This window comes from Actinoplanes sp. NPDC048988 (genome assembly GCF_043197815.1).
In the GTDB taxonomy this organism is placed as follows: Bacteria; Actinomycetota; Actinomycetes; order Mycobacteriales; family Micromonosporaceae; genus Actinoplanes.
This window is the reverse complement of the sequence record NZ_JBICTW010000009.1, coordinates 142,431-157,860: the sequence shown is the minus strand read 5'-3', so window position 1 is coordinate 157,860 and position 15,430 is coordinate 142,431. Positions and strand designations below refer to the sequence as shown.

15 protein-coding genes are annotated in these 15,430 nt (G+C 69.0%); 9 read left to right on the top strand and 6 right to left on the bottom strand.

Translation table 11 applies throughout. The features are described 5' to 3' along the window. Window positions 1-120 precede the first annotated feature (120 nt). Genes ACGFJ7_RS27005 through ACGFJ7_RS26980 form a run of 6 tightly spaced genes read left to right on the top strand, consistent with a single transcriptional unit; the run spans window position 121 to window position 6,658 of the window. Window positions 121-1,278, top strand: coding sequence for an ROK family transcriptional regulator (locus ACGFJ7_RS27005; RefSeq protein WP_392644427.1), 1,158 nt, complete (start codon window positions 121-123; stop codon window positions 1,276-1,278). 25 nt (window positions 1,279-1,303) lie between these two features. Continuing rightward, a complete protein-coding gene (locus ACGFJ7_RS27000) occupies window positions 1,304-2,620 on the top strand; it encodes an ABC transporter substrate-binding protein (protein ID WP_392644425.1) in 1,317 nt (438 codons plus the stop codon). A gap of 3 nt (window positions 2,621-2,623) precedes the next feature. Further along, window positions 2,624-3,547 (top strand): sugar ABC transporter permease, encoded by a 924-nt coding sequence (locus tag ACGFJ7_RS26995; protein ID WP_360252561.1) that lies wholly within the window; start codon window positions 2,624-2,626, stop codon window positions 3,545-3,547. After that, window positions 3,544-4,419: a carbohydrate ABC transporter permease gene (locus tag ACGFJ7_RS26990; RefSeq protein ID WP_360252558.1), complete on the top strand. Its 876-nt coding sequence runs from the start codon at window positions 3,544-3,546 to the stop codon at window positions 4,417-4,419. The genes ACGFJ7_RS26995 and ACGFJ7_RS26990 overlap by 4 nt, the downstream gene beginning before the upstream one ends. Continuing rightward, complete coding sequence (locus tag ACGFJ7_RS26985) at window positions 4,416-5,672, top strand: 6-phospho-beta-glucosidase (protein ID WP_360252555.1); 1,257 nt, start codon at window positions 4,416-4,418, stop codon at window positions 5,670-5,672. Before ACGFJ7_RS26990 ends, ACGFJ7_RS26985 begins: the two co-directional genes overlap by 4 nt. Further along, window positions 5,669-6,658, top strand: a complete 990-nt coding sequence (locus ACGFJ7_RS26980) for a BadF/BadG/BcrA/BcrD ATPase family protein (RefSeq protein WP_360252552.1) — start codon at window positions 5,669-5,671, stop codon at window positions 6,656-6,658. The genes ACGFJ7_RS26985 and ACGFJ7_RS26980 overlap by 4 nt, the downstream gene beginning before the upstream one ends. Here ACGFJ7_RS26980 and ACGFJ7_RS26975 read toward each other — a convergent pair. Beyond that, window positions 6,655-7,041 carry an RDD family protein gene (locus ACGFJ7_RS26975; protein ID WP_360252549.1) on the bottom strand — a complete coding sequence of 129 codons (387 nt, stop codon included), beginning with the start codon at window positions 7,039-7,041 and terminating at the stop codon, window positions 6,655-6,657. The genes ACGFJ7_RS26980 and ACGFJ7_RS26975 overlap by 4 nt on opposite strands. Before the next feature lie 203 nt (window positions 7,042-7,244). Here ACGFJ7_RS26975 and glnA point away from each other — a divergent pair, with 203 nt between their 5' ends. Then, window positions 7,245-8,669 (top strand): type I glutamate--ammonia ligase, encoded by a 1,425-nt coding sequence (gene glnA / locus ACGFJ7_RS26970; protein WP_360252546.1) that lies wholly within the window; start codon window positions 7,245-7,247, stop codon window positions 8,667-8,669. Window positions 8,670-8,890: 221 nt separating this feature from the next. Here glnA and ACGFJ7_RS26965 read toward each other — a convergent pair whose 3' ends face one another. After that, entirely contained in the window at window positions 8,891-9,022 is a 132-nt protein-coding gene (locus tag ACGFJ7_RS26965; protein ID WP_392644422.1) for a hypothetical protein, read from the bottom strand. A 604-nt stretch (window positions 9,023-9,626) separates the two neighbouring features. On the opposite strand from ACGFJ7_RS26965, the gene ACGFJ7_RS26960 reads away from it, so the two are divergent. After that, a complete protein-coding gene (locus ACGFJ7_RS26960; protein ID WP_392644420.1) occupies window positions 9,627-10,064 on the top strand; it encodes a hypothetical protein in 438 nt (145 codons plus the stop codon). Here ACGFJ7_RS26960 and ACGFJ7_RS26955 read toward each other — a convergent pair. From ACGFJ7_RS26955 to ACGFJ7_RS26945, 3 genes are read right to left on the bottom strand one after another with little or no spacing between them, the layout of a single operon-like run. Continuing rightward, window positions 9,991-13,062 (bottom strand): BTAD domain-containing putative transcriptional regulator, encoded by a 3,072-nt coding sequence (locus tag ACGFJ7_RS26955; protein ID WP_392644418.1) that lies wholly within the window; start codon window positions 13,060-13,062, stop codon window positions 9,991-9,993. The genes ACGFJ7_RS26960 and ACGFJ7_RS26955 overlap by 74 nt on opposite strands. Window positions 13,063-13,099: 37 nt before the next feature. Further along, complete coding sequence (locus ACGFJ7_RS26950) at window positions 13,100-13,558, bottom strand: phosphoribosyltransferase (protein WP_360252537.1); 459 nt, start codon at window positions 13,556-13,558, stop codon at window positions 13,100-13,102. A 30-nt stretch (window positions 13,559-13,588) separates the two neighbouring features. Further along, entirely contained in the window at window positions 13,589-14,044 is a 456-nt protein-coding gene (locus ACGFJ7_RS26945; protein WP_392644416.1) for an MSMEG_6728 family protein, read from the bottom strand. A gap of 85 nt (window positions 14,045-14,129) precedes the next feature. Between ACGFJ7_RS26945 and ACGFJ7_RS26940 the strand changes: the two genes are divergently transcribed. Next, window positions 14,130-14,552 (top strand): DUF6210 family protein, encoded by a 423-nt coding sequence (locus tag ACGFJ7_RS26940; protein ID WP_360252531.1) that lies wholly within the window; start codon window positions 14,130-14,132, stop codon window positions 14,550-14,552. Between the two features lie 193 nt (window positions 14,553-14,745). Here ACGFJ7_RS26940 and ACGFJ7_RS26935 read toward each other — a convergent pair whose 3' ends face one another. Beyond that, window positions 14,746-15,255, bottom strand: coding sequence for a hypothetical protein (locus tag ACGFJ7_RS26935; protein WP_392644414.1), 510 nt, complete (start codon window positions 15,253-15,255; stop codon window positions 14,746-14,748). Window positions 15,256-15,430 lie beyond the last annotated feature (175 nt).

The window sequence follows — 15,430 nt, the reverse complement described above, 5'->3', positions numbered from 1 at the left end:
GACGCAGGTAGTCAAGGGCCGGTACCGCACACGCGGTGCCGGCCCTTGACATATGTCGATACGCCTCCTAACGTCCCGGCCAACTGTTAAAGAGTTTGCCAATAAAGGGGGCGACGAAGCGTGACCCGTCCGGCCGGCTCGTCGAGGCTGCTGCGCACGATGAACGCGAGCGCGGCACTGGCCCACCTGCTGGACCCCGGCATGCTCACCCGGGCCGACCTGCGCAGGCTGACGGCGCTGTCCACCCCCACGATCTCCGAGGTGCTGCGCCGGCTCACCGAGGCCGGCCTGGTCGTCGTGGCCGGGCACGACAGCGGCCGCCCGGGCCCGTCGGCCGAGATCTACAACGTCAACCCCGAGGCGGCGTACGCGGCCGCGGTCTCCGTGCGCGACGTCGGCCCCGGCGGCGCCCCGTCGGTCGTGGCCGCCCTGTGCGACCTCACCGGCCGGGTGCGCGGGCGCGCCGAGTCCGCCGTCGACTTCGCGGCCGAGGACCCGCTGACCGCCCTGACCGGCGTCCTCGAGAACCTCCGCGACGAGGCCGGCATCCCGGCCGACCGCGTCCGGCACGTGCAGTTCGGCGTGCCCGGCTCCTACGACCCGCGGACCGAGACGATCCGCCACGTCGACGTTCCCGGGCTCGGCCGTACGGGTCTGGTGCCGGAGCTCGCCGCCGCCCTCAAGACCGAGATCGGCGTCGACAACGACGTCAACCTGGCCGCGATCGCCGAACGCCGGCGCGGCGTCGGCCGCGACGCCGAGGGCTTCGCCCTGCTCTGGCTGGGCGAGGACGGCCTGGGCCTGGCCATCGACCTGGCCGAAACGCTGATGCGCGGCGCCCGGGGCGGCGCGGGCGAGATCGGCTACATGCCGCTGTACACGAACGGCGACCGCCGGGACCTGCACGACCTGATCGCCGGCCCCGCCCTGCTCGAACTCGCCGGCGACGAGAACACGAACGGGAACCGGACCCCCGCCGACGTCGTCCGCGACGCCGGCGGCGACCTGCTCACCGAGATCGCCGACCGGATCGCGGTCGGCGTGGCCGCGGTGATCGCCGTGCTCGACCCTCACCTGGTAGTGCTGGCCGGCCCGATCGCTCAGGCCGGCGGCGGCACGCTCCTCTCCGCGGTGCGGGCGGCCCTGCGCCGCGCCGCCCCGCTGGAGAGCGAGATCGCCGTGACCGCCATCGACGACGACGCGGTGCTGCTCGGCGCGCTGGACGCCGGCCTCACCGCGGTCCACAACGCCCTTCTAGCCGACATCCGCAACAGCTGACCCCCTCATGAATCGGAAGGCCACTGTGAACAAACGGATCCCCCATGCCCTTTTTGCCCTGACAACAGCGGTTATCGTGGCGGCCGGCTGCACTCCGGCCCCGAAGGAAAACAAGATCGCCGATCCCGGTACGGAGGTCTCCGGCACCGTCGAGCTCTGGCACTTCTTCACCGAGCGCGAGGCCGACGCGATCGCCCAGGTGGTCAAGGACTTCGCGAACAGCCACCCGAAGATCAAGGTGACGGTCAAACCGGGCCAGGACGACTCCAAGGTCACCCAGGCCATCGGCGCCGGCAACGGACCGGACGTCGGCCTGTCCTACTCCACCGACATCGTCGGCAAGTTCTGCTCCTCCGGCGCCTGGGTCGATCTCAAGCAGTACATCGACCGCGACAAAGTGGACCTGGCGAAGCTGAACGCGACCACCCGCTCGTACACCGAATTCCAGGGCAAGCGCTGCGCCATGCCGTTCCTGGCCGACGCGTACGGCATGTTCTACAACAAGGACCTGTTCGCCAAGGCGGGACTCGACGGGCCCCCGAAGACCCTCGACGAACTCACGGCGTACGCCAAGAAATTGACCGTCAAGAATCCCGACGGGTCACTGAAGACGGTCGGGTTCCTGCCGCTGTACGACTTCTACGAGAACGCGGCCGCGCATCTCGCTCCGGCCGTGGGCGCCAAATGGCTGACCGACGACGGCAAGTCCGCGGTCGGCACCGACCCCGCGTGGAAGACGCTGCTCACCTGGCAGAAGAGCCTGGTTGATTGGTACGGGTACGACAAACTCACGAAGTTCCGGGCCGGCCTGGGCGACGAGTACAGCGCCGACAACGCCTTCCAGAAGGGCCAGGTCGCGATCAACATCGACGCCGAGTACCGCCTCGCCTTCGTCAAGGACCAGGCACCGAATCTGAAGTACGGCGTCGCGCCCATCCCGGCCGCCGATCCCGCCAAATACGGCGGCGGTTACGTCACCGGCAACATTCTCGGCATCAGCAAGAACGCCAAGAACCCCGAGGCCGCGTGGGAGCTCATCAAATATCTGACCACCGACGACCAGGCCGTCATCAAACTGGCCGGGCTGCTGAAGAACATCCCGACCACGACCGCCGCCATCGCCGATCCGGGACTGCAGTCGGACGCCAATTACAAGACGTTCATCGACATCTTCAGCAACCCGAACTCGTCGACCACGCCGCCGTCCGCCTCCGGACCGGCCTATCAGGAGACCTTCGGCCAGTTCCTCAACAGCTACCAGTCGGGCAAGGTCAAGGACCTCGACGCCGGCCTGGCCGACGCCGACAAGCAGATCAACAGCGTCATGACGCTGGGCGGATAGCCGATGTCGGCCAAAGTGCGGAGAAGCCTGACGACCTTCTCCTTCCTGGCGCCGGCGCTGATCGGCATCGCCGTCTTCTTCCTCTATCCCCTGGGTTCGGCGGTCTACTTCTCCTTCACGAAGTTCGACCTGCTGTCGGTGCCGGAATGGGTCGGCCTGGACAACTACCGCCGGATGGCGGACGACCCGTTCCTGCTCCAGTCGATCCGCAACACCCTGTGGATGGTGGTCGTCTTCGTCCCGGTGCGGATCATCGGGGCGATCGGCCTGTCGATGCTGCTGACCCAGCTCAAGCGGGGCGCCGGCTTCTTCCGGACGCTGTTCTACCTGCCCGCCCTGGTGCCGCCGGTGGCCGCCACCATCGCCTTCGTCTACCTGCTCAAGCCGGGCACCGGCCCGGTCAACCATTTCCTGTCCACGATCGGCATCGAGGGCCCGCTCTGGTTCAACTCGCCGGCGTGGGCCAAGCCGTCGCTGGTCCTGCTCGGCCTGTGGGCGATCGGCGACCTCATGGTGATCTTCCTGGCCGCCGTGCTCGGCGTGCCGGCCAGCCTGTACGAGGCGGCGTCGCTGGACGGCGCCAACGCCTGGCAGCGCTTCCGGGCGATCACACTGCCGACGATTCGCCCGGTGGTCCTGTTCGCCGCGGTCACCGGCGTGATCTACACGTTGCAGTACTTCGACCAGGCGGCGGTGGCCGGCTCGATCGCCAGCGGGCAGGCCACGGTCGGCGGCGGGATCTCGAGCAACTTCGGCTTTCCCGAGGGTTCGACGTTCACCTATCCGCTGTGGCTTTACACCGTGGGCTTCCGCTACAGCGCCCTCGGATACGCGAACGCGCTCGCCATCGGCCTTTTCGTGGTGGCGCTGGCCGTCACTCTCATCCTGCTACGCCGGGCCAAGGCCTTCTCCGGGGAGGAATCATGACCGCCGTCCTGGAAAGGCCCGTGCGCGTCGAGCCGGCCGCTTCCGTCAAACGCCAGCGGCGGCTGGCCTGGATCGCCCGGCACAGCATCGCGATCGTGCTCGGCATCATGTTCCTGACCCCGGTCGTCTACCTCGTGCTGCTCTCGCTGATGACCAGCGACCAGGCTCTGACCGCCGACTACTGGCCCAACTCGTGGCACCCGGAGAATTACATCCGGGTCTTCGAGGTGACGCCTCTCCCCCGCTATCTGCTCAACACCGTCATCTACGCGGTGACGTCGACGGTCCTGGTGCTGCTGTCGAGCGTTCCCGCCGCGTACGCGCTGGCGAAACTGAGGTTCCGCGGCAGCAACGCGCTGTTCCTGCTCGTGATCTGCGTGATGATGCTGCCGCCGCAGGTCGTGACGGTGCCGCTCTATCTGATGTGGGCCCGGTACGGCCTCACCGGCTCGCTGTGGCCGCTCATCATCCCGGCGCTGTTCGGCGACGCGTTCTGCATCTTCCTGCTGCGGCAGTTCCTGCTCACGATTCCCACCGAATATCTGGACGCGGCCCGGGTCGACGGCTGCGGTGAATGGCGCACGCTGCTGCGGGTGGTGCTGCCGATGGCCCGCCCGGGCATCGCGGCGGCCGGGCTGTTCCAGTTCTTCTACTGCTGGAACGACTATTACGGCCCGCTGCTCTACACCAGTGAGAACGAGAAGTCGTGGACGTTGTCGCTCGGGCTGGCGTCGTTCCACAGCGTCCATCACGTCGACTGGAATCTGGTCACGGCGGCCACCGTGCTGGCCATGGCCCCGCTCATCGTCATCTTCTTCTTCGCTCAGCGCGCGTTCGTGCAGGGCATTACCTTGACGGGCTTCAAAGGATGAAAATCGCTGTCGTCGGCGGCGGGTCGACGTACACACCGGAATTGGTCGATGGTTTCGCCCGTCTCGGGCCGATGGTCACCGAGCTGGTCCTGATCGATCCGGCGGCCGAGAGGCTGGAGATCGTGGGGGCGTTCGCCGCTCGCATACTCTCGCATCACGGGCACCCGGCGAAGATCTGGTGGACCTCCGATCTGGACGCGGGAGTGACCGACGCCGATGTCGTGCTGATCCAGCTCCGCGTCGGCGGCCAGAACGCGCGCATTCAGGACGAGACGTTCCCGCTCGACTGCGGCTGCGTCGGCCAGGAGACGACCGGCGCCGGCGGGCTGGCCAAGGCGCTGCGGACCGTGCCGATCGTGCTCGACGTGGCCTCGGTGATCCGGCGCCGGGCCCGGCCGGGCGCGTGGATCATCGACTTCACCAACCCGGTCGGCATCGTCACCCGCGCGCTGCTGGACGAGGGCCACCGCGCCGTCGGGCTCTGCAACGTCGCCATCGGCTTCCAGCGGCGATTCGCCGGATTCCTCGGCGTCGAGCCGTCGCAGGTCACCCTCGAACACGTCGGTCTCAACCACCTGACCTGGGAACGCGCGGCCTATGTGGACGGCGTCGATCGTCTGCCCGATCTTCTCGAAGCCCATTTGCCGGAATTGGCGGCTCAGGTCCATCTGCCCGAGCCTCTGCTGACGACCCTGGGCAACGTCCCGTCGTACTACCTCTCCTATTTCTACGAGCACGACCGTCACGTACGGGAATCGCTCGGAGCTCCGACGCGGGGCCAACAGGTCGCCGAGATGGAGGCGACGCTGCTCGAAATGTACCGCGACGTCGGCCTCGTCGAGAAACCGGCGCTGCTCGGCCAGCGCGGCGGCGCGTACTACTCGGAGGCGGCGGTCGGGTTGATCGCTTCACTGCACGGCTATGACGACAACGCGGTCCACTCGGTCAATGTGCGCAACAAGGGCACGCTGCCGTTCCTGCCGGACGACGCGGTCATCGAGGTCTCGGCCCGGGCCGGCGCCGACGGCCCCTCGGTGCTGCCGGTCAACCCCCTGCCGCCCGATCTGAGCGGCCTGGTCACGCACGTTTGGGGGTACGAGGAACTGGCGCTCGACGCGGCACTGCGGGGCGGCCGGGAACGGGTGTACCGGGCGCTGCTCGCCCACCCGCTGGTCGGGCAGCACACGCCGGCCTCCGCCCTGGCCGACCGGCTGATCGCCAGCGGGCGCGACCACCTCGCGTGGGCTCGATGAGCGGGCTCTACCTGGCCATCGACGGCGGCAACTCCAAGACGGACGTGGTGCTCGGCACGGCCTCCGGCGAGGTGCTGGGCCACGTCCGCGGCGGCACGTCCTCGCCGCACAACGTCGGGCTGGACGGGGCGATCGCCGTCCTGGACGATCTCGTCCGCTCGGTGGTGCCGGACGGGACGGCGGTCGACGTGGTCGCGGCGTACATGGCCGGGGCCGACCTGCCGATCGAGGTGAGCCGGCTGCACTCGGCGATCACGGCCAGGGGGTGGGCCCGGCGGGCGCTGGTCGACAACGACTGCTTCGCGCTGCTGCGCTCGGGCACCTCGATGCCGGACGCGGTCACCGTGGTCTGCGGCGCCGGAACCAACTGCGTGGGGCGGGCGGCCGACGGCCGTACGTCCCGGTTCGTCGCCCTGGGCCCGATCTCCGGTGACTGGGGTGGCGGCCACGACCTGGCCGATCAGGCGCTGCGGCTGGCGGCCCGGGGCGAGGACGGGCGAGGGCGACCGACCGCGCTGAGCAGGGCCGTCGCCGCGCACTTCGGGCGGCCCACGGTCGAGGCGGTGTCCATCGCGCTGCACCTGGGCGAGATCTCCCGCGACGAGATCCCGTCACTGAGCGAGCTGCTGTTCGAGGTGGCGGCGGCCGGCGACGTGGTGGCGGCCGGGCTGGTCAGCCGGCAGGCGACCGAGATCCTGGCCCAGCATCGGGTGGCCGCCGGGCGGCTGGACCTGCTGTGGCGACCGCACGCGCTGGTCCTGGGCGGGTCCGTGCTGCGCGCGCGGCACCCGCTGCTGCACGACGAGGTGGTGGCCGGCGCACGACGACAGGCCCCGCACGTGGAGATCTCGGTACCTGACGTGCCACCGATCACCGGGGCGGCGTTGCTGGCGATGGACGCCCTGGGCGCACCGTCCTCGGCCGAACCCCGGCTGCGGGCGGCCCTTGCGGTTGGGGCGCCCCGCTCCGTACGTACCGCAGCCTAAGCGTCTTTTGTCGTTTTTGTGACGACGGACTTGGCGGCGCGGTCGTGCAGGCCGCGGCCGTCACCGTCGTTGATCAAGGCGGGGATGACCAGCGCGAGGAGAACGGCCCGGATCAGGGCCCGGACGATGCCGATGGCGCCGCCGTCGACGACCGAGACGATGCGGACCCGGGCCAGCATCATGCCGAGCGTCTGTCCGAACAGGCCGACGAAGAGGGCGTGCACCACGACGAAGACGCCGAGCTGAGCCCACGGGTTCGTCCGCAGGTCGTCGACGAAGAACGTGGCGACCAGGGTGGCCAGCCCCCAGTCGATCGCCAGGGCGACCAGCCGGCGGCCGAAGCCCGCGAGCTCCACCTGTCTGAGGTCGATCGCGTCCGCCATGGGGGAAAGGGTACGCGGGGCGGTTTCGGTGACCCGGCACACGCCCCGGCCACCACGCGATAGATTCACTCACGGTGTTCGTAACACGGCAGAAACATTTGGGATACGCCGGGGCAACTCCCACCCCATAGCGTCGCTGCCAGCCTAGCCACGCGGCGGAACCACGCCGCCCCGGTCTCGATTTTTCGCGCCAGGAGGACGTGTTGTTCGCCAATCCCGAGGAACTCCTGCGATACCTCAAGGACGAGGACGTCAAATTCGTCGACGTGCGGTTCTGTGACCTGCCCGGCGTGATGCAGCACTTCAACATGCCGGTCGAGTCGTTCGACGACAGCGTGGTGACCGACGGCCTCGCCTTCGACGGATCCTCGATCCGCGGGTTCCAGGCCATCCACGAGTCCGACATGATGCTGCTGCCGGACGTCACCACGGCCTTCATCGACCCGTTCCGCATCCAGAAGACGCTGGCGCTGAACTTCTTCATCCACGACCCGTTCACCCGCGAGGCCTACTCGCGTGACCCGCGCAACGTGGCGAAGAAGGCCGAGACGTACCTGGCCTCCAGCGGCATCGCCGACACCGCGTACTTCGGCGCCGAGGCCGAGTTCTACATCTTCGACTCGATCCGCCACGAGACGAGCGCCCACCAGTCCTTCTACTACATCGACTCGATCGAGGGCGCCTGGAACTCGGGTCGCGTCGAAGAGGGCGGCAACCGGGGCTACAAGACCGCCTACAAGGGTGGTTACTTCCCCGTCGCGCCGGTCGACCACTACTCCGACCTGCGCGACTCCATGGTCCGCCGCCTCATCGACGTCGGCTTCACCGTCGAGCGCTCGCACCACGAGGTCGGCACCGCCGGCCAGGCCGAGATCAACTACAAGTTCTCGACCCTGCTGCACGCCGGCGACCAGATGCAGATGTTCAAGTACATCATCAAGAACACCGCCTGGGAGCACGGCAAGACGGCCACGTTCATGCCGAAGCCCCTGTTCGGCGACAACGGCTCGGGCATGCACACCCACCAGAGCCTGTGGCTGAACGGCGAGCCGCTGTTCTACGACGAGACCGGCTACGCCGGCCTGTCCGACACGGCCCGCTGGTACATCGGCGGCCTGCTGGCGCACGCGCCCAGCCTGCTGGCGTTCACCAACCCGACGGTCAACTCGTACCGTCGCCTGGTCCCCGGCTACGAGGCCCCGGTCAACCTGGTCTACTCGCAGCGCAACCGCTCGGCCTGCACCCGCATCCCGGTGACGGGCAGCAACCCGAAGGCCAAGCGCGTCGAGTTCCGCGTCCCGGACCCGTCGGGCAACCCGTACCTGAGCTTCTCGGCCCAGATGATGGCCGGCCTCGACGGCATCAAGAACAAGATCGAGCCCCCGGCCCCGATCGACAAGGACCTCTACGACCTCCCGCCGGAGGAGTGGGGCACCGTCAAGCAGGTCCCCGGCTCCCTCGACGCGGTCCTGAACAGCCTCGAGAACGACCACGAGTTCCTGACTGCCGGCGGCGTCTTCACCGACGACCTGATCAGCACCTGGATCGACTGGAAGCGCGCCAACGAGATCGACCCGGTCCGCCTCCGCCCGACCCCCCACGAGTTCGAGATGTACTACAACGTCTGATCCACCTGACGCCCGAAACGGCGGTCACCTCGGCTCCCCGCCGACGTGGCCGCCGTTTCGCGTGCGACCTCGAACACCGCCGAGGCGCGCTGCCACTGTCGAGGACTTGGCGAAGCAGTGGCGGCGGCAGCTCGTGAACCCCGACGCCGACCGGCTCGGGGCGGCCCTCGAGAAAATCGTTCTTCGCCTGGAAGGCTGTCTGATCGGCTAGCAGGCCTTCATCACCCTTCGAGCGGCTGACGGTGGACGGCCTTGGCGAGGATCTGGCCGGCGGCCCTGGTCCAGCGGAACGGCTGGCAGCGTTCGTTGTAGCCGTCGATGAACGCGCGGATCGCGCCGATCAGATCCGGCACGCTGGTGAAGCTACCCCGGTGGATGGCCGTGCGTGCGCCGTTCCGCAACGTCGAACCGCGTCGGCAGCAGCGGCGCGGTCCGGTCACGCCCGGCCGGCCCGAGCGGGGCAAGTCGGCCAGCGCGGCGATCCACCGGGCCAAGAACCGGCGCAGCCGCGACAGACATGTCTCAGGCGTCGCCCACCTATCATCCGTACGACACCGAAACGATCGACATCAATGGAATTGGTACCGGCGGCGCCGACCGGCTTAACGTCGTTAAGAGGCCTGAAGGAATAGGACACCAGGACCGCTCCATGTGAGCGTCGAAAAATATCCAAAGTCGCACACAAAGTCCGATCGCGAGGCGTCGGCGATGTGCATTCTTGCCCAGACCTCAACAAGGCTGAGGCGAGGGCGACGTTCTTTGGGAGGAACACCATGGATTCCAGCGATCCGGACGACGGCAAGATAGCGCAGGACCATCAGATCGGGTCGTTGACCCTCGGGGCACCTCCCGGCTCTAGGCAGCCCTCCGCGGAATGTTGTGCAATGTGGACTTTTGCTGATCTCCTCGAGGGATAGGATTGTGTGGGTCACGGTTCTTAATTTGCGGCGGCCGAGCATGTACGACGTTGTGCGCCAGAAGCTGTCGGGCGAAGTTTGTGACAAGACGTCGATCGAGTTCTCTGATGGCGGCGACATCGCGATCACCTTCGAGACCGCCGCTTCTGGTGCGGCGGAGGCCACCAGACTGGCGCTGGAGAGGTTCACGCGGCTCATGCTCTCGGCCGGACTCGTCCTCGAGCCCTACGCGATCCGCACCTACCCCTCCGGCAACGAGGTCGGCCCCTCCTTGGTCGGGACCAGTGAGATAGCCGAGATTCTGGACGTCACGAAGGCCCGCGTGAGTCAACTAATCAGGTCCGACACGTTTCCCGCACCCGTCGCGCGGTTGGCGATGGGGCCGGTGTATCTGGATTCGGCTGTCAGATCCTACGTTCGGAACCTGGGGCGGGCACGTCGTCCAAGCCGGCCGCGTCGGCAGCCGTTGCTGCCGTGATGCCGGAGGCTCGGGCGTAGGCCTCGTTGAAGGCCTTGTCTCCCAGAGCTGCCCGCGCCTCGGCGGTTATCCGGTCGACGTCGGGGACTGCTCTGTCCTTCGAGCCTCGTACGGCGTCGGCGGCGCCCAGGAGGAACGCCGCCTTTTCCGGGTTGCCCTCTCGGAGGACCAAGTCGGCTATTCCTACCAGGACCACCGCTATCACCGGGGAGTCTCGGGAGTGGGCGGCCGCCTCCATCGCCTCCACGTGGCAGGTTCGGGCGGCTGACAGGTCGCCTGAGGCGGCGTCCACCAAGCCCTGGGTGCTCATCGTTATCGCTCGGAACTGGGGTACTGCGGCTGGGTGGCGCATCATGCGTACGGCCGCCTCCATGCTTCGGCGGGCCTCCGGTAGGTCGCCCTCCATGCGGGCGAATGTCGCGCTTCCGTACGCCACCGAGGCGTTCACCTCGGGGAGGTTGATTTCCTCCGCCGCCGCCTTCGCCTTTTTCAGGACCGTGCGGGCTTCCACCGCCTCGCCGGCCAGCCACAGCTGGTGGGCCAGTTTCACCTCCATCTGGGGCCGGTCCTCGCGTACGCCCACCTCGCGGACCAGGGCTATCGCCTCGCGCTGCCAGGTCACCGCCTGGGCGAAGTCGCCCCTGGACGCCGCCATGTCGCCCAGGGAGCTCAGGGTGAAGCCGATGCCCCAGCGTTCGCCGATCGCGCGGAAGCCGGCCAGGGCCTCGCGCATCTCGCGTTCGGCCACCTCGGGGCTCTGGCCGAAGTTGAGGCGCAGCTGGGACACCATCATTTTGGCCACCGCGCGCAGCCACGGGTCGGGGTCGTCGAACAGCGGCTCCGTCATGCGGAAACCGAGCTCCGGGTCGTTGCGGTCGTCGAACATGGCCGAGAGCGGGGCGATCATGCGGAGGGCCGGGTGCCGGGCGCGGCTGTCAGCGCCGGTGTCGCGGGCCGCGCGGAACTCCTGCTCGACCTGTTCGAGCGGCAGCGCGCCCTCCAGGCCGTTGATCGCCGCGTACGTGTGCACCAGCGCCAGGTCGTCGGTGTCCGCCTCGCCGGGCGGCATCGCGGACACGTCGGCCGCCAGCACCGCGCCCTCCGAGCGGTGGCCGCTCAGCCACCAGTACCAGCCCAGGCGGGCGACCAGCGCGGCCGCTGTCACCGTGTCGCCGGCCTCGATCGCCGCCCGTACGGCCGCGTGCAGGTTGTCGTGTTCGGCGGCCAGGCGGCGCAGCCACAGCAGCTGGTCGGCGGCGCGCAGTTGCGGGTCGGCCTCGGCGGTCAGCTCGATCAGCCAGGCGGCCAGGGCGAGCCGCTGGGACTCGGTCTCGCCGGCCAGGGCCAGCTGTTCCCGGCCGTACTCGCGGATCGTCTCCAGCATCCGGTAGCGGCCGTCCGGGCCGAGCACCAGCAGCGACTTGTCGACCAGGCCGCCCAGCACGTCCAGGCCGGTGCCGCAGACCCGTTCGGCCGCCTCCGCGTCGGCGCCGCCGGAGAACAGCGCGAACCGGCGCCACAGTTGTCGCGACGGCTCGTCGATCAGGTCCCAGCTCCAGTCGACCACCGCCCGCAACGTCTGGTGCCGGGGCAGGACGACGCTGCCGCCGGTGAGCAGGCGGAAACGGTCGGCCAGGCGGTCGGCCAGGACCGAGACCGGGAGCGTACGCAGGCGGGCCGCGGCCAGTTCGATGGCGAGCGGCATGCCGTCGAGCGCGCGGCAGATCCGTACCACCGCTTCGACGTTCTCCTCGGTGAGGGCGAAGCCCGCGGCGCGGTCGAGCAGAAGACGTACGGCCGGGAAAGCGGAAGCAATCGACGCGGCCGCACCCACCGGCGGGAGAGCCAGCGGCTCGACCGGGCGGAGCCGTTCACCCGGAATGCCCAGCGGCTCACGGCTCGTGGTGAGCAGGCGGACGCCCGGCGCCGCGCGGAGCAGCGCGTCGGCCACCTGGGCGGCCGCGGTGATCAGGTGTTCGCAGTTGTCCAGGATGATCAGCATGTCGCGGCCGGCGACCGCGCTGATCAGCCGGTCGAGCGTCTCGCCGAGCGGCACCCGGCCCGGCACGTCGAGAACGGGGTGACCGCGCGGCACCAGCGTGTTCAGCACGGCCTGCGGCACCTCGGCCGGGTCGGTGACCGGGGCCAGCTCCACCCGCCACACCTCGCCCGGCACCTTCGAGCCGACCTCGATCGACAGGCGGGTCTTCCCGCTGCCGCCCGGCCCGAGCAGAGTGACCAGGCGATGCGCCCGAATTTCCGTCAGCAGGTACGTGATCTCCTGCTCCCGGCCGACGAAGCTGCTCACCTCGGCCGGCAGGTTGCCCCGCGCCCGGGTGGGCTCCTCGCGCAGCAGATCGAGGTGGAGTGCCGTGAGCTCGGCCGAAGGATCGGCGCCGAGCGTGTCGGCCAGCGCACGCCGGATCGTCTCGTAGACCTCCAGGGCGCGCGCCGGATTGCCGCCGGCCCGCAACGCCCGCATGAGCAGGGCCGCCAGCCGCTCGTCGAGCGGATGAGCGGCGAGAAGACCTTCCAGTTCGGGTACGGTGTCACGGATGCCGATCTCGGCGGCGAGCCGTTCCCGTCGCGCGGTGTCCCGCAACTGCTCCAGCCGTACGGCCTCGGCCCGCGCCACGTCGGGGAAGTCGAGCTCGCCCCGCCACAGCCGCAGCGCGGCCGCCGGATCGACCGGCGCGAGCCGGGTGAACAGGTGAGCGTCGACCCGGTCGGCGTCGATGACCAGCCGGTATCCGCCGGGCGCGGCCTCGACGGTCAGGCCCGCTCTGCGCAGCCGCGACACGAGCGCCTGAAGCGCGTTCCCGGCCGCGGCCGGCGGATCATCGGCCCAGACGCCGTCGATCAGCCGGTCGGCCGGAACCACCCGGCCGGCGTCGAGGGCGAGGAGCAGCAGGAGGGTACGCAGTCGCGCGCCCGCCACCGGCACGCTTCCGCCACCGTCGGCGCGCAGCTCCAACGGCCCGAGAACCGCGATCTCCACCCGTACGATTCTGCCCGCCCTGGCAAATCGGTCCGCCTCAGGTGAGGCTCGACCAGGGGAAGTTGATCCACTTGTCGGTGCGCTTCCACACGTACTCGCAATTGACGATGGTGTGTGGTTTTTCGTAGATGACGGCGGTGCGGACCTCGGCCGCGTGGGCCGAGCAGAAGTCGCGGACCAGTTTGATGGTCTCGCCGGTGTCGGCGACGTCGTCCACGATCAGCACGTTCGCGCCGGTCAGGTCGGTGACGCTCGGCTCCGGGCCCAGCATGACCGGGGTGTCCAGACGCTCGTCGACGCCCGTGTAGAACTCGACGTTGACCACGTGCAGGTTCTTCACGTCGAGCGCGTAGCTGATCGAGCCGGCCGCGAAGAGGCCACCGCGGGCCACGGCCAGGATGAGGCCGGGACGCCAGCCGTCATCGGCGATCTGCTGGGCCAGGACGCGCCCCGCCCGCCCGAAGTCGTCCCAGGTCAGGATCTCCCGCTCGGTCACGCCACTTCCTTTCGATCTTGGTGGTTCAACCTACCCGGCGGTGGCCGGCCACACGTACGGGAGATCGTCGGGAAGGTCCGGGCCGAACAGCGGACGGTAGAAGTCCGGATCCTTGCGCAGCAGCGCCGAGCGGTGGCTGCGGTGCACAGCCTCGTCCCCGAGCCACGGGGGAAGTTCCTTCACCGACGCCAATTCCGATTGGGTACGGATGGGACGGCCCAAGCCGAGGTCGGCCACCAGGGTCGCCGCGCAGGTGTCGGAGCGACCGGAGGCGGTCCAGACGGCGCACATGTCGAGGCCGTACCGGACCAGCCCTTCGGCGTACCCCTGCCACATCTTCACCGCCGGGTGGTGGCGCCAGCCGTACCCCTCGACCGTCAGCCCCCGCAGAACCTGGATGGTCTCCACGCGCTGCTTGCCGAGCCGCTTCTGATCGAGCGCCTCGGCCGACGCGATGAAGTCCGGGTACGGCAGGAATGTCTGCATCCCCCGATTCTTCCCTGGTGGGGTGGCGCTACTCGGCGATCAAGCAAGAGAATCCTCGGGTGATACGCGACCTCTTTCCCCGCCGGTGACCGGCACCCGGCACGTCTCCCTCGACCCGGACGGCCTGGCCGGCCTGTGTGTCCTGGTCGCCGCCCCGACCGGAGTCGTCTACCACCACCAGTACGGCGGCACGGCCTGCCGCCAGGGCCGCCAGGAGGGCTTCCTCGTCCCCTTGGCGGCGTTCAGCGCCCTCGACGAGCTCCGCGAGATCTTCGAGGTCCACCTCGACAGCGTCGGCACGTGGAACTACCGCTGGCCCGACGAGGAACTGGACCACCTGCGCCGCGTCATCGGCGAGGTCTCCTACTGGGCTTCCGACGACGGCCGCAGCGAGGAGCCGAAGCCCCTGACCCTCGACGAGTCCCGCCTCGCCGATGTCGACGAGGCCTGGATCCCGGTCGAGACCCCCGACGGCCCCGGCATCCTCATCTGGCCCAACTCCGACTGACCGGACCGCCGAGCAGGACCGGAAGCCACTCTTGGGCGGCAGGCTCCGCGTCGGCGGCGAGCAGAATCATCCCGAGCAGCGGCGCGAAGGCGAGAAAGAGCGGCCCGAGCCGGATCAAGCTGTCCGAGGTGGACCGGAACTTGGCGGAGCTGTACGCCGTCGGGCTGGCAAAGGTCGCCGGCTGGCAACCGTCCTAGCCCACGAAAGTCTGGAGGAGCAGTAGGCATCCAAGTACGAAGATGGTCGCCGGCACGATGATCCAGAACAGGTGCGACGAGACGGTGACCCGGTTGATCAGGCGGAAGGTCTTGTCGTACTCACCGGCGGCGGCGTCGGCCTCGTGTTTGATACCGCGCAGGCGGGCTGCCTCCGGCTGGTTCCCGAAGAAGCGCCGGTCGATCTCGGCCATGACGAATTCGGCGCGCCGCTTGTTCTTCACGTACCGCTCGGCGTAGGCGAACGAGTAGAAGGTGGCGAACAGGCTGACGACGACCAGGACGAGGCACAGGGCGCGGTCGTTCGCGTCGACCACCTTGTCGAGGGCCACGACCGCGATCAGCGCCGACGCCACCAGCATCGCGTAGTTGGTGGCGCTGGACCGCGTCGTCTCGATCTGCCGGGCGGTGGCCCGCAGCTCGGCGTAGTAGTCCCAGAGCAGATCCTTCTGAACCTTGTCCCGCTCGGACAGTTCCTCCATCGGCACGCCCCGCTCGTCTCGGGCTGACGGATCCCGGCCCCCGCAACGTATCGAGCCGCGCCCGTCATCGGCGTCGGCTCGGCGACATCCGCGCGTGACCCATGGCAGCTGGACAGCGTGTCGACCGCATTTGCTGGGGAAGAGCGCTCGCCCGGTCCTGGACAGCCGGAGCGCGTGGGGC

Bases quoted from the DNA above. Each gene is read 5' to 3' on its own strand.
- ACGFJ7_RS26995 (WP_360252561.1), top strand. From the start codon at position 2,624: ATGTCGGCCAAAGTGCGGAGAAGCCTGACGACCTTCTCCTTCCTGGCG.
- ACGFJ7_RS26990 (WP_360252558.1), top strand. From the start codon at position 3,544: ATGACCGCCGTCCTGGAAAGGCCCGTGCGCGTCGAGCCGGCCGCTTCC.
- ACGFJ7_RS26985 (WP_360252555.1), top strand. From the start codon at position 4,416: ATGAAAATCGCTGTCGTCGGCGGCGGGTCGACGTACACACCGGAATTG.
- ACGFJ7_RS26980 (WP_360252552.1), top strand. From the start codon at position 5,669: ATGAGCGGGCTCTACCTGGCCATCGACGGCGGCAACTCCAAGACGGAC.
- ACGFJ7_RS26975 (WP_360252549.1), bottom strand. From the start codon at position 7,041: ATGGCGGACGCGATCGACCTCAGACAGGTGGAGCTCGCGGGCTTCGGC.
- ACGFJ7_RS26960 (WP_392644420.1), top strand. From the start codon at position 9,627: ATGTACGACGTTGTGCGCCAGAAGCTGTCGGGCGAAGTTTGTGACAAG.
- ACGFJ7_RS26945 (WP_392644416.1), bottom strand. From the start codon at position 14,044: ATGCAGACATTCCTGCCGTACCCGGACTTCATCGCGTCGGCCGAGGCG.